The organism is Bradyrhizobium sp. JR3.5 (assembly GCF_054057015.1).
Genome location: NZ_JBSRYV010000002.1, coordinates 2,307,685 through 2,320,011, shown reverse-complemented (window position 1 = coordinate 2,320,011; position 12,327 = coordinate 2,307,685). Strand labels below are relative to the sequence as shown.

At 65.7% G+C, this 12,327-nt stretch carries 11 protein-coding genes and 2 pseudogenes; 8 read left to right on the top strand and 5 right to left on the bottom strand.

All coding sequences use genetic code 11. The features are described from left to right. The first annotated feature begins 362 nt into the window (after nucleotides 1-362). A complete protein-coding gene (locus ACVWW1_RS28005) occupies nucleotides 363-1,043 on the top strand; it encodes an alpha/beta hydrolase family protein (RefSeq protein WP_456658146.1) in 681 nt (226 codons plus the stop codon). 149 nt (nucleotides 1,044-1,192) lie between these two features. Beyond that, nucleotides 1,193-1,928 (top strand): annotated as a pseudogene (locus ACVWW1_RS28000) (aspartate/glutamate racemase family protein). A gap of 100 nt (nucleotides 1,929-2,028) precedes the next feature. On the opposite strand, the gene ACVWW1_RS27995 reads toward ACVWW1_RS28000, so the two are convergent. Together ACVWW1_RS27995 and ACVWW1_RS27990 are read right to left on the bottom strand one after the other, a co-directional pair. Continuing rightward, nucleotides 2,029-2,808, bottom strand: a complete 780-nt coding sequence (locus tag ACVWW1_RS27995) for an SDR family oxidoreductase (protein ID WP_456658145.1) — start codon at nucleotides 2,806-2,808, stop codon at nucleotides 2,029-2,031. A gap of 39 nt (nucleotides 2,809-2,847) precedes the next feature. After that, the gene (locus ACVWW1_RS27990; protein ID WP_456658144.1) at nucleotides 2,848-3,822 is read right to left on the bottom strand and encodes a ketopantoate reductase family protein; all 975 of its coding nucleotides are present in this window, start codon (nucleotides 3,820-3,822) and stop codon (nucleotides 2,848-2,850) included. A 168-nt stretch (nucleotides 3,823-3,990) separates the two neighbouring features. On the opposite strand from ACVWW1_RS27990, the pseudogene ACVWW1_RS27985 reads away from it, so the two are divergent. Further along, nucleotides 3,991-4,795 (top strand): annotated as a pseudogene (locus ACVWW1_RS27985) (enoyl-CoA hydratase-related protein). Nucleotides 4,796-4,810: 15 nt separating this feature from the next. On the opposite strand, the gene ACVWW1_RS27980 reads toward ACVWW1_RS27985, so the two are convergent. Beyond that, complete coding sequence (locus tag ACVWW1_RS27980) at nucleotides 4,811-5,062, bottom strand: hypothetical protein (RefSeq protein ID WP_456658143.1); 252 nt, start codon at nucleotides 5,060-5,062, stop codon at nucleotides 4,811-4,813. 75 nt (nucleotides 5,063-5,137) lie between these two features. Next, on the bottom strand, nucleotides 5,138-6,022 hold the full coding sequence (locus ACVWW1_RS27975; RefSeq protein ID WP_456658142.1) for a LysR family transcriptional regulator: 885 nt from the start codon (nucleotides 6,020-6,022) through the stop codon (nucleotides 5,138-5,140). Between the two features lie 118 nt (nucleotides 6,023-6,140). Between ACVWW1_RS27975 and ACVWW1_RS27970 the strand changes: the two genes are divergently transcribed. The 4 genes from ACVWW1_RS27970 (at nucleotide 6,141) to ACVWW1_RS27955 (ending at nucleotide 10,271) form a co-directional block, all read left to right on the top strand. Next, entirely contained in the window at nucleotides 6,141-7,502 is a 1,362-nt protein-coding gene (locus ACVWW1_RS27970) for an FAD-dependent oxidoreductase (RefSeq protein ID WP_456658141.1), read from the top strand. Nucleotides 7,503-7,515: 13 nt separating this feature from the next. Then, the gene (locus ACVWW1_RS27965; protein ID WP_456658140.1) at nucleotides 7,516-8,520 is read left to right on the top strand and encodes an ABC transporter substrate-binding protein; all 1,005 of its coding nucleotides are present in this window, start codon (nucleotides 7,516-7,518) and stop codon (nucleotides 8,518-8,520) included. A 157-nt stretch (nucleotides 8,521-8,677) separates the two neighbouring features. Further along, nucleotides 8,678-9,451: an ABC transporter ATP-binding protein gene (locus ACVWW1_RS27960; protein WP_456658139.1), complete on the top strand. Its 774-nt coding sequence runs from the start codon at nucleotides 8,678-8,680 to the stop codon at nucleotides 9,449-9,451. Then, nucleotides 9,444-10,271 carry an ABC transporter permease gene (locus ACVWW1_RS27955; protein ID WP_456658138.1) on the top strand — a complete coding sequence of 276 codons (828 nt, stop codon included), beginning with the start codon at nucleotides 9,444-9,446 and terminating at the stop codon, nucleotides 10,269-10,271. The genes ACVWW1_RS27960 and ACVWW1_RS27955 overlap by 8 nt, the downstream gene beginning before the upstream one ends. A gap of 172 nt (nucleotides 10,272-10,443) precedes the next feature. Here the strand turns inward: ACVWW1_RS27955 and gtdA are convergent, their stop codons facing one another. After that, nucleotides 10,444-11,484, bottom strand: a complete 1,041-nt coding sequence (gene gtdA, locus ACVWW1_RS27950; RefSeq protein ID WP_456658137.1) for a gentisate 1,2-dioxygenase — start codon at nucleotides 11,482-11,484, stop codon at nucleotides 10,444-10,446. Nucleotides 11,485-11,690: 206 nt separating this feature from the next. Here gtdA and maiA point away from each other — a divergent pair, with 206 nt between their 5' ends. Then, nucleotides 11,691-12,323: a maleylacetoacetate isomerase gene (maiA, locus tag ACVWW1_RS27945; RefSeq protein ID WP_176528612.1), complete on the top strand. Its 633-nt coding sequence runs from the start codon at nucleotides 11,691-11,693 to the stop codon at nucleotides 12,321-12,323. Nucleotides 12,324-12,327 lie beyond the last annotated feature (4 nt).

The window sequence follows — 12,327 nt, the reverse complement described above, 5'->3', positions numbered from 1 at the left end:
CTTGACGCGGAAGCCGCTCGCCACCGTCTCGATATCGTCCTTGAGGTAGAGGATGCCGGCGACAATCAGCAGCCCGATGAAGAAGATCGTCTTGCGAGGCATGCCCCATCCCCCAATTCGCGGTACCCGCGCGTCATATTGATGAGATATTAAAAATCGCCGAAACAGGTTCGCGTTAAGCGTGTGATGCGCTGTGCGCCATCCTACAGTAGCGGCTCTTGGTCTAACAACGGAAATGTTGCAGAGGAAATCTCGATTGGCTGTGAGCCAGTTCACGAGCGGCGTGCTCTCCTCGGCGGCATTTGCGCGCATGGACGCCTACGGCTAGAAATGACGGAGCAACAATTCTTCGAGATGTCATCTTGAACGCGGCAGGCGCACAACCGCTCACGATCACGGTCTCGGACGACAGCGCGGTGTCCGCACTGCTGCTGCGCCCGGCGCAGGCCCGTAGCGCCTATGTGTTCGCGCACGGCGCCGGCGCCGGCATGACGCATGCCTCGATGGAGACGATTGCGGTCGGCCTCGCCGAGCGCGGCATCGCGACCTTGCGATATCAGTTTCCCTACATGGAGAAGAGCAGCAAGCGGCCCGATCCGCCCGCCGTCGCGCAGGCGACGGTCCGTGCCGCGGTCGCGGAGGCTGCGCGCCGTTGCGGCGAACTGCCGCTATTCGCCGGCGGCAAGTCGTTCGGCGGCCGCATGACCTCGCAGGCGCAGGCCAAAGCGCCGCTCGCCGGCGTGCGCGGGCTGGTGTTCCTCGGCTTTCCCCTGCATCCCGCCGGCAAGCCGTCGAGCGAGCGCGCCAAGCACCTCGCCGAGGTCAAGGTCCCGATGCTGTTCCTGCAGGGGACGCGCGACGCGCTGGCGGAGCTCGATATGCTCGAACCGGTGGTGAAGGCGCTGGGCGCGCGCGCCACGTTGCAGTTGGTGCAGGAGGCGGATCACTCCTTCCATGTCCTGAAGCGCTCCGGCCGCAACGACCGCGAGGTGATGGCCGAGGTGCTAGATGGCTTCGCGGCCTGGGTGGCGAAGCATGCGTAAGCAGGCATTGTTTCGTAAGTCGGATGGAGCCAACGGGTCGCGCGAACGCGCGCCCGATGACAGGCTCCGCGAAATCCGGGGCAGACTTTTCCGCCTGTGACACCGTCCCGGATTGCGCTTCGCTGCATCCGGGCTACTAATCTTCGTCCATGACCAGAATCCTGATCGTCAATCCCAACACCACCGCGGCGATGACCGCGACCATTGCCACCGCCGCGCGGGCGGTTGCCGCTGATGGTACCGAGATCGTGGCCGTCACATCGTCGATGGGACCCGCCTCGATCGAAGGCTTCTACGACGAGGCGTTCGCCGTTCCCGGGCTGATCGAGGCACTGCTGAAGACGCCGGACGCCGATGCCGGCATCATCGCCTGCTTCGACGACACCGGGCTCGACGCCGCGCGGTCGGCGGCGCGTTACCCGGTGGTCGGCATCTGCGAGGCGGCGCTGGTTACGGCCGGACAGATCGCAAAGCGCATCGGCATCGTCACCACGCTGCCGCGCTCGATCGTGCCGCTCGAAGGAACTGGTCCGCCGCTACGGCTTTGCTGACCGCGCAACGGTCACCGCCTGCGACGTCGCTGTGCTCGATCTGGAGAAGCCGGGGTCGGGCGCCAGGCCAAAGCTAGAGGCGGAGATCGCCCGCGCGCTGGAAAAGGGCGCCGACGCCATCGTGCTCGGCTGTGCCGGCATGGCCGATCTCGCCCATGAGCTGTCGGCGCAATTCGGCGTGCCGGTGGTGGACGGCGTGGCCGCCGCGGTAAAGCAGGCGGAAGCGCTCGCCGGCCTCAAGCTCACGACCTCACGCCGCGGCGCCTACGCTTCGCCGGTGGCGAAAAGATACTCGGGGTTGCTCGAAGGATTCGCGCCGGTTCCAGAGGACTAACCGCCGTCATTGCGAGCGAAGCGAAGCGATCCATGGCGCCGCACGCCGGGAAATGGATTGCTTCGTCGCTGTCGCTCCTCGCAATGACGGGGAGACGGGTTTATGACGCCGCACCGCCATAGATCCGGTCGCGCAGGCGGCGCATGCCGGACAGCCAGCGCTCGCGATTGGTGGCCTTGCGCTGCATGTATTCCTGCACCTGGGGATGCGAGAGAATCAGGAAGCGTTCCTCGGCCATCGCTTCGATCACCATCCGTGCCACTTCGCCGGGCTGCAGCACGCCGTCGACGCGCGCCGCGCTCGGGCCCGGCGTCGTCATTCCGGTCTGCACCGATTGCGGGCAGAGCACGGAGACCCGGATGCCGCGATCGCCATACTGGATGGCGAGATGTTCGGCGAGCGCGACCGCGGCGTTCTTGGTCACGCCGTAAGGCATCGAGTTCAGCGAGGCCAGCAGCCCCGCCGCGGACGCCGTATTGAGCAGATAGCCGGAGCCGCGCGCGAGCATGCCGGGCACCAGCGCGCGCGCCGCGAACACGTGGCTCATCACATGGACGCGCCAGCTCACATCCCAGTCGGCATCGGACGCCGATTCCTGTCCCTTGCGCGACAGCCCGGCATTGGAGAAGAACACGTCGACCGGGCCATATTTGTCCTCGGCCGCGGCGATCAGCGCCTTGACGTCCTCCTCGAGCCCGACATCGGCAGTGACCGCAAGCCCGTCGATGTCGCCGGCAACGTTGGCGAGCCGGTCGCGCGAGGTCTTGAGATCGGCGACCACGACGCCGCGGGCGCCGGCGTCGGCATAGGCCCGCGCCACCGCTTCGCCGATCCCGCTCGCGCCGCCGGTGACGATGCAGACCTTGTCCTTGACTTGCATGGTTCGATATCCCTGCTTGTTAGCGTCGTGGGCGGATTGTCAGCTCTGATAGAGCCCCTTGTCACGCGCCTTCTGGATCGCGAGCGCGGCCATCAGGTCGACCATCGGGGTCGGAAGGTTAGCTGCGCGGGCAAACGCCGCCGGTGCGCGCACCAGCGCATCGATCTCCATGGCGCGGCCGAGCTCGTAGTCCTGCAGGATCGACGGCTTGTGGTCCGGCGCCGGCCCTGAGCGGGTGACGCGCTTGACCTCCGGAATGTAGTGTGTCGCCACCGCATTGGCCTCGCCGAGCAGGCGCGGGATCATGTCCTGCATGTCGGGATCGTCGCGGACGCCGCGTGCGGTCAGACCCGTCAGCAGGCAGAGCACCGACATCGACATGTTGGTGAGTAGCTTCGACCAGATCGTCTCGCGGATCTCCTTGACCTCGGGCGATTCGATCGCGGCGTCGTTAAGTGCCGCACGCAGAGTGGCGATGCGCTCGCTCTGGCGATCGTCGCATTCGCCGATCAGGAGGCGGTTGCGATCCGGCGACAGGTTCGCCACCACGCCGGGCGCAACCACTTCATTGGAGGAGAAGATCACGCCGCCGATGACCCGCTCTTTCGGGATCGCGCTGCGCAGGCGCCCGCCGGGATCGAGGAAGCCGAGATCGGGGATCGCAGGATGCTGCGGCGGCAGGCCGAGGTCGTACCACCAGGGAATGCCATTCTGCGCGAACACGATTGCGGTGTCGCGTTCAAATAGTGGCAACAGCCCGGTTGCGAGCGCGCCGATGCCGGTGGCCTTCAGCGTGCTGATCACGACGTCCTGCGGCCCGAGCTCGGCAGGATCGGCCGACGCCTTCACCTTCGCGGTCACGCTGCTGTCGCCGACCTTCAGCGTCAAGCCGTTGGACCGGACCGCGTCGAGATGCGGTCCGCGCATCACGCAGGACACATCGTGGCCGGCGCGTGCCAGCCGGACCGCGAAATGGCTGCCGACGGCGCCCGCGCCGAAAATGCAAATGCGCATCAGTGGAACAAGTCCTTGCAACGTGTCGCGTCAGTTTCCACAAGCGCAGGGCATTGCGCAACCCGCCATGCATGCGGCGCGGCCGCGCGCGCTCGAAAGTGATGGATCAAGGCAGCTCCTCTCGCCATAGTGCCTGATAACAGCAATGCCGAACGAGGGAGAAACGTCATGTCGGCCAGCCCAGTCCTGTGGAGCCTCGATGCGCGCGGGGTCGCGACCGTCACGCTGAATCGCCCCGAGGTCAACAATGCCTATGACGGCGCGCTGATCGCGGGCGTGCTGGCCGCGATCGACGATCTCTCAACCAAGCCGGTGCGCGTCGTGGTGCTGAACGGCAACGGCAAGCATTTCCAGGCCGGCGCCGACCTGAAATGGATCAACGGCGTGCGGCCGAAATCTTTGGAGGAGAACGAGGCGGCGTCGCGCGCCACCTTCGAGGCGGTGCAGCGCCTCAATACACTGCCGGTCCCGACCGTGGCGCTGGTGCAGGGCGGCTGTTTCGGCGGCGGTACCGGCGTGATCTCAGCCTGCGATATCGTGATCGCGGCCGACAATGCCCTGTTCTCGATCACCGAGGTGCGCTGGGGCCTGACGGCTGCGATCATCATCCCGCAGCTCTGCGATGCCATCGGCGTGCGCCAAGTGCGCCGTTACGCGCTGACCGGCGAACGTTTCGGCGCTGAGGACGCCCGCCGCATCGGCCTCGTGCACGAGGTGGTGCCGCTTGCTGATCTCGATCGAGAGCGCAGGGGCCAAGGTCGTGGAGCAACTGCTCGGCAACGCGCCGGATGCGATGGCAGAGACCAAGAAGCTCGCGATGGAAAGCTCGTTCGGCGGCATGGGCGTGGACGATGAGGCATATAAGCGCCTCGTGCACCTGCACTCGGCCAAGCGGCAGACCGCCGAGGCCGCCGAAGGGCTCGCATCCTTTGCCGAGAAGCGCGCGGGCCGATGGGGTAGCGGCGCGGCATAAGCTCGGTCGCTCAGCTCAACAACCCCGGCAGATGCCACGCATGCTGCGATAGACCTCTTCGTCGTCACGGCGCATCTGCTGCAGCGATTCGAATGTCCTGGATTCGCTCGACTGGGTGATCGTCGGCTCGGGCTTGCGCTTGGCCGCCAGCTCCTGCTCCTGGCGATGGTAGCAGCCCTCGCGTTCCGGCTTGGCCTCGATGAACCGGCACGTCTCGATCGCCGCCGCGGGTCCGGCGGCGAGGATGAGGCCAAGCGACACTGACATCAGGAGTTTCAAAGCGGACGATCCTTATCCGTCCTTGTCTCAGGTCGGCATGCAGGGGGCAAGACCGCCGCCGTGTCAAAGCGATTGCGACAGCGACTTTTTCAGTGTCTTCAGCAGCGCCTGCACCGCGGCGGCATTGATGCGGCGTTCCGGAACGGCGGCCTTCACCCACAGTTCCGGGATCGGAAACTCGGCGAGGATCGGCTGCAACGCGCCGTCGCGCAGCGCGTCCGCGACCAGATAATGCGAGAGCAGCGCGATGCCGTTGCCGGCGATCGCGCTTTGCGTCAACACGCTACCCTCGTTCGACGAGAGGATCGGGCGCACCTGGACATTGATGCGGCCGCGGGGTCCCTCGAACGGCCATTCCGGTCCGGTCGGCAGGAAGCTGAGGCAGCGGTGATCGACCAGGTCGCGCGGATGTTTCGGCGTGCCGTGCTTCTTCAAATACGCTGATGAGGCGCACAACAGCCGCGGCAGCCGGCACAGCGGCTCGTCGACGACGCCGCCGAAGGAATGCGGGAAGGCGCCGATCGCGATGTCAAAACCTTCGGTCACCGGATCGACCGGGCGGTCGATCATCACGATCTCGAGCTTCACGCTTTTGTTCTGCTTCTGGAAGATCGTGAAGGCATCGGCGAGCCGCGCCACCGTCAGCGAGGTCGGCGCCTTCACGCGCAGATGATCGGTGAGGTCGCGCTGCTTCTCGCCCATCCGCGACAAGAGATCGCCGACATCGGCAACCACGCCGCGGGCGCGATGCACATATTGCTGCCCGGCCTCGGTCAGCCGCAACTGGCGGGTCGAGCGGTGGAACAGCGCGGTGCCGATCCGCCCCTCGAGCTGGGTGACGCGCTTGGCGACGACTGACGTCGCGACGTTGAGCTTGCGCGCCGCGGCGGAGAAGCCGCCGGCGTCGGCGGTAGCGAGGAAGGCTTCGAGGTTGACCAGCGTGTCCATCCGCTCTTCCCAAGAGCTTTTCTCGATTCGCGAAAGCTGATTACATAATTTGGTGGATTGTACTGCAATCCGCATCAATTCATAGTTGGCCCTATCAACTTTGTTCAGGGCGGAAATGATGCGAGCGAGCACGATCGAAGAGCCTGCGCGGCAGGTCCCGGTCTATGGCGAATATGACGTGGTGGTGCTCGGCGGCGGTCCGGCCGGCATCGCGGCGGCCGTCGGCGCGGCGCGCGCCGGGCGGCGGACCCTGCTGATCGAGCGCTACGGCTTTCTCGGCGGCATGGCCACCGCGGCCGGCGTGACGAATTTCTGCGGGCTGCACGCCAACATCTTCGGCGAGATGCACCGCGTGGTGCAGGGCATCGCCTCCGACCTGCTGGCGCGGATCGACCGGCTCGGCGGATTGAACGCGCCGCATCTGATCCTCGGCAAGATCCTTGCGCAGGCCTATGACACCGCGGCCTACAAGATCGCGGCGGACGATCTGCTGGCGCATCACAAGGTCGATATCCTGTTTCACGCGCTCGGCGCCGGCGTCGTCATGGACGGCGCGCACATCCGCGCGCTGATGGTGGAAACCAAGGCCGGCCGGCAGGCCGTGCGCGCCGGCATCTTCATCGATTGCTCCGGTGACGGCGACCTCGCAGTGTGGGCCGGCGCGCCCTATGAGGTCGGCGACAACAAGGGCGGCATGCTCTACCCCTCGATGATGTTCCGCCTCAACGGCATAGATCCGACCAAAGCCGGCGATGCGTGGCGGACGATCCCGGCGTTGATGGCGCAGGCCGAGGCCGCCGGCACGCATAAATTCCCGCGCAAGTCCGCGATCGTGCGGCCGCAGAAATCGCAGATCGAATGGCGGGTGAATTTCACCCAGGTGACGCGAAGCGATGGCGGCGCCATCTCCGGCATCGATCCCGATGACATGACGCGCGGTGAGATCGAGGGCCGCCGTCAGGCGGTCGAGGCCTTTGCCTTCCTGCGTACGGTGCCCGGCTTCGAGAATTCCTACATCGTCGATCTGCCGCCGCAGCTCGGCATCCGCGAGACGCGGCGCGTGATCGGCGGCTACATGCTGTCCGGCGAGGACGTGCTGGGCTGCGCCTCGTTCGAGGATTCGATCGGCGTCAACGGCTGGCCGAAGGAATCGCACGTGCCGGGCGACGTGATCTTCGAGTTTCCGCCGATCCCGGAAAGCCGCGGCTATAACGAGTTGCCGTACCGCATGCTGGTGCCTGATGGCGTCGACAATCTGCTGGTCGCCGGCCGCTGCGCCTCGATGACCCATGAAGGGCAATCGGCGGCGCGCGTCTCCGGTGCCTGCTTCGTGATGGGCGAGGCGGCGGGAACCGCGGCGGCGCTGGCACTGTCGGGCAATACGATTCCGCGCGACATTTCCGTCGAAAAGTTGCAACAACAGCTTGGCAAGCAGGGCGCGTTCATCGGTCGCGATCAGGCCGTGCCCGAAGGAATCTAGGCGGAGGAAGGCAATGAAGGGTTGGGCGCGGCTCGCACTCGCGGGTCTGCTGGTCTGGGCCGCGAGCGGCATCGCGCGGGCCGATGATCTCCGGAAGGCGAAGGTCGGCGTGTTGCGTCTGTCGTCCTCTGCGCCGGTGTTCATCGCGCAGGACAAGGGCTATTTCCGCGACGCCGGCCTCGATGTCGAGCTGAAGTTCTTTGACGCGGCACAGCCGATCGCGGTCGCGACCACGTCAGGCGATGTCGATTTCGGTATCACCGCCTTCACCGCCGGGCTCTACAATCTCGCCGGCAAGGGCACGCTGAAGGTGATCGGCGGCATGAGCCGCGAGAAGGCCGGCTATCCCCTGATCGGCTATTTCGCCAGCAACAATGCCTATGCGGCCGGCCTCAAGACCCCGAAGGATCTCGCCGGGAAGCGCGTGGCGGTGACCCAGGTCGGCTCCAGCTTCCACTATTCGCTCGGCCTGCTCGCCGACAAATACGGCTTCAAGCTGTCCGACGTGAAGATCGTGCCGCTGCAATCGCTGTCGAACGCGGCCGCGGCGCTGAAGGGCGAAACCGTCGACGCGGCGCTGCTGCCGGTCTCGACCGCGCGGACGCTGATGGATTCGGGCGGCGCGAAATTCCTCGGCTGGGTCGGCGACGAGAAGCCGTGGCAGTTGGGGGCGATCTTCGCCTCGCCGAAGACGCTGACCAATCCACAACTGGTGACCAGGCTGCTCACCGCGCTCACCCGCGCCGACCACGAATACCACGACGTGATCCTGACGGCGATCAAGGATGGCGTGGTGCCGATCAACGAGAAAACAAAACCGCTGCTCGAGATCATCGCCAAATACACCAACCTGCCGGTCGAGCAGGTGGTCGGCAACTGCGCCTATGTCGATCCCGACGGCAAGCTCGACGTGAAGAACGTCGACAACCAGATCAAATGGCTGCAAGGGCAGGGTTTTGTGGACAAGGGCTTTGACGCCGGCGCGATCATCGCCAAGGATTACGTGAAGGCGGATTGATGTCGGATCGCGTGCACCACTCTATCACCGTCACCCTGAGGAGCCGCGCAGCGGCGTCTCGAAGGGTCGACGGCCCGGCTGCATCGGGGCCGTGCATCCTTCGAGACGCGCTTTGCGCTCCTCAGGATGACGGTTCGAGCTGGGAAAGCGGGGCAATATGGACCTGATCGCCGACCATATCAGCCATCGCTTCGGTGCACTCGACGTGCTCGACGACGTTTCCTTCACGGTTCGCGCCGGCGAGATCGTCGCGATCGTCGGGCCGTCCGGCTGCGGCAAGAGCACGCTGCTGTCGATCCTCGGCGGCCTGCTGCGGCCCGCGGCGGGCGCCGCCGAGTTGCGCGGGGCGCCGCCGGCCGGCAGCCTCAATCCGTTGACCTTCGTGTTCCAGGACTTTGCTTTGCTGCCGTGGAACACGGTCGAGGAGAACGTCGCGTTTCCGCTGCTGCACGCGGCCTTGAGCGCCGGCGAGCGCCGCGCCGTGATCGACGACGCGCTGCGCCGCACCGGACTGTCGGACTTTCGCGCGGCTTATCCGAAGCAGCTGTCCGGCGGCATGCGCCAGCGCGTCGGTATCGCGCGTGCGCTGGCGGTTCGCCCAGCCATATTGTTGATGGACGAGCCGCTGTCGGCGCTGGATTCGCAGACCCGCGAGCTCCTGATGGAGGATTTCGTCGGCCTGCTCGCCGACGGCGCGATGGGCGCTGTCTATGTCACGCATAACCTCGAGGAAGCCGTGCGGCTCGCCGACCGCGTCGTGGTGCTGTCGCGCCGCCCTGGCCGCATCAGGGAGATCGTGACCATCCCGATGACGCGCGCCGAGCGCGGCACGGCTGATGCCCGCGCGCAGTTGGCCGCCTTGCAGGGCGAGTTATGGTCGCTGATTCGGAAAGAAGCGATCGATGCCGAGCGCGAGGTCCAGCATGCTTGAGCGCTCCCCGCAAGAGACGAAGCACCAATCGGCGGAAGCGACGCGGCCGGTCGCGTTTCGCGGCGCCGGCTTCACGCCCGGCGGCAGCCGCTATGCCGGCTGGATCGCGCTCGCGCTGGTCATCGCGGTCTGGCAGCTCGCCGGCAGCGCCGGCTGGGTCAACCCGCTGTTCCTGCCGGCGCCGTCGGCGATCGCGGTTGCGATCACCAAGCTCGCGATGTCGGGGGCGCTGTGGCAGCACCTCTCGTGGTCGATCATGCGGATCGGCACCGGCTGGATCATTGGCACGGCAGCGGGCGTCATTGTCGGCTTCGCGATCGGGCTGTCGACGATGGCGCGCGGCGTCGGCATCACCTTCATCTCGGCGCTGTTCCCGATTCCGAAGATCGCGCTGCTGCCGTTGCTCATCCTGTGGCTCGGGATCGGCGAGGAGCCGAAGATCGCCACCATTGCGCTCGGGGTATTCTTCTCGACCGCGATCTCGGTCTATAGCGGTGTCGATGCGGTGCCGCGCAATTTGATCCGGATGGCGCAAAGCTTCAACGTGCCGTTCCACGCCATCGTGCGCCGCGTGATCTGGCCGGGCGCGCTGCCCTCGATCCTCGCCGGCTTCCGCATCACCGCGTCGGTCGCGCTGTTGCTCGTCGTCAGCGCCGAGATGATCGGCGCGCAATACGGCATCGGCGCCTTCGTGCTGCAGGCCGGCAACCTGATGCAGACCGATCAGCTGCTCGCCGGCGTCGTGATCCTGTCGCTGTTCGGGCTTGCGGTGGGGAAGCTGATCAACCTGCTGGAGACGCGGCTGCTGCACTGGCGGTGAGACGCACTGTGCGAACCACAATGCACGCTGTCGTCCCTGCGAAAGCAGGGACCCATAACCACAGGATGTCGTTGTTAGAAGCGGCTGGGGCTCCAGCACCTCGAACAACAAAACCCTGTGGTTATGGGTCCCGGGTCGCGCTTCGCGACAGCATTACACTTTGCTGCGCCTCTTACGCGTTGCCCCGGTCCTCGCGGAACAGGTCGAGCTTCTGCTGCACCGGGCGGTCGGAGAACGAGAACAGCACGGAGTCGGCGTCGGCCTCGTGGGTGACCCAGTGCCAGCTCGGCACCACGAACAGGTCGCGCGGTCCCCACTCGAAAGTCTGGTCGCCGACCCGGGTGCGGCCCTTGCCCTCGATCGCGGCGAACACGGTGGCATCGGTCGACCGATAGCGCGCGGTCTTGAAGCCCTTCGGCAGCAGCTGGATGAAGGTTCCGATGGTCGGCATCGCAAAATCGCCGGTCTCGGGGTTGGAGAATTTCAGCTTGAGGCCGTGGCAGGCATCCCATTCGTCGCCGACCCTGGCCTTCTCCAGCGCCTCGCGGGTGTATTCATAGGGGTAGTTGAAGATCGGCGAGGTCTTCGAGGCCCGCTTCTGGTCGATCGGCAGCAGATTGTGACCGTAGCGCGCGAAGCTGGCGCCGGCCGGCTTGGAGATCGATTGCTGATCCTCCTTGGCGCCCTCGGCGAACGAACAGTCGAAGAACTGCACCATCGGGATGTCGAGCCCGTCGAGCCAGAACATCGGCTCACTGGTTTCGTTGGAATGGTCGTGCCAGGTCATCGACGGTGTGATGACGAAGTCGCCCGGCGACATCGCGGTGCGTTCGCCGTCAACGGCAGTGAAGGCGCCCTTGCCCTCGAGCACGAAGCGCAGCGCGGACTGGGCGTGACGATGGGCGGGGGCGATGTCGCCCGGCACCACCATCTGCACGCCGGCAAACAGCGAGGTCGTGATCTTGGACTGGCCGCGCAGCCCGGGATTTTCCAGCACCAGCACGCGGCGCTCGGCTTCCTTGGACGTGATCAGGCTGCCGGCCTCGTTCATGTAATCGCGGATCTGGTCGAACTTCCACAGATGCGGACGGCAGGCGCTCCTTGGCTCCGGCGTGATCAGATCGTTCATCACGTTCCAGAGCGCCGAGAGGTTTTGGCCGTCGATCTTCTTGTAGAACGCCTCGCGCTCGGGGGTCTTCTGCACGGCTTCCATGGCAATCCTCCCATCATTCTTGTCGGTTCAATTGATTGACAGTATACTTACAATATGGCTAGCGTCAATGAAGCCGGAGCGTTTTCGAGCGAAGTGGATACCGGTTCGCGTGAAGAAAACGCGTTAAAACTTGAATCTAGAGCTCCGTTCCGATTCCATCGGAATGGAAAAGCTCTAGCCAATGAGGAAATGCAAGGGAGGTTCCGATGAAGCTGCATGGCTATTTCCGGAGCAGCGCGTCCTACCGGGTCCGGATCGCCCTCAATCTGAAAGGGCTGACTTCAGAGCATCTGCCGCATCATTTGCGCAAGGGCGAGCAATGCGCGCCGGCCTATCTCGCGATCAATCCGCAGGGGCTGGTGCCGACCCTGGAGAGCGATGCCGGCGCGATCCTCACCCAGTCGCTCGCGATCATCGAGTGGCTCGACGAGACCAATCCCAATCCGCCGCTGCTGCCGAAAGACCCGCTGCGGCGCGCCAAGGTGCGCGCGTTCGCGCAGGCGATCGCCTGCGACACCCACCCGGTACAGAATCTGAAGGTGCTGGCGCGGCTGCGCCAGCTCGGCCTGCCCGAGGAGCAGGTGACGGAGTGGGCGGCCTGGGCCAATCGCGAAGGCCTGTCGGCCTGCGAGACCCTGATCGCTGAGGAGGCCGGGCCGTTCTGCTTTGGCGACCAGCCGACGCTCGCCGATCTCTGCCTGGTGCCGCAGCTCGCCAATGCGCGGCGCTTCGGCGTCGACGTGTCGGCCTATCCGCGCCTGCTCAAGGCCGAAGCGGCCGCAAAACAAATCAAGGCGTTCGCCGATGCCGCCCCGGACAAGCAGCCCGATGCCGAATAGCAAG

Excerpts from the sequence above, each read along its gene's own strand:
- ACVWW1_RS27995 (WP_456658145.1), bottom strand. The coding sequence starts at position 2,808 with ATGCAAGTCAAGGACAAGGTCTGCATCGTCACCGGCGGCGCGAGCGGG.
- ACVWW1_RS27990 (WP_456658144.1), bottom strand. The coding sequence starts at position 3,822 with ATGCGCATTTGCATTTTCGGCGCGGGCGCCGTCGGCAGCCATTTCGCG.
- ACVWW1_RS27980 (WP_456658143.1), bottom strand. The coding sequence starts at position 5,062 with ATGTCAGTGTCGCTTGGCCTCATCCTCGCCGCCGGACCCGCGGCGGCG.
- ACVWW1_RS27975 (WP_456658142.1), bottom strand. The coding sequence starts at position 6,022 with ATGGACACGCTGGTCAACCTCGAAGCCTTCCTCGCTACCGCCGACGCC.
- ACVWW1_RS27970 (WP_456658141.1), top strand. The coding sequence starts at position 6,141 with ATGCGAGCGAGCACGATCGAAGAGCCTGCGCGGCAGGTCCCGGTCTAT.
- ACVWW1_RS27965 (WP_456658140.1), top strand. The coding sequence starts at position 7,516 with ATGAAGGGTTGGGCGCGGCTCGCACTCGCGGGTCTGCTGGTCTGGGCC.
- ACVWW1_RS27960 (WP_456658139.1), top strand. The coding sequence starts at position 8,678 with ATGGACCTGATCGCCGACCATATCAGCCATCGCTTCGGTGCACTCGAC.
- ACVWW1_RS27955 (WP_456658138.1), top strand. The coding sequence starts at position 9,444 with ATGCTTGAGCGCTCCCCGCAAGAGACGAAGCACCAATCGGCGGAAGCG.
- gtdA (WP_456658137.1), bottom strand. The coding sequence starts at position 11,484 with ATGGAAGCCGTGCAGAAGACCCCCGAGCGCGAGGCGTTCTACAAGAAG.
- maiA (WP_176528612.1), top strand. The coding sequence starts at position 11,691 with ATGAAGCTGCATGGCTATTTCCGGAGCAGCGCGTCCTACCGGGTCCGG.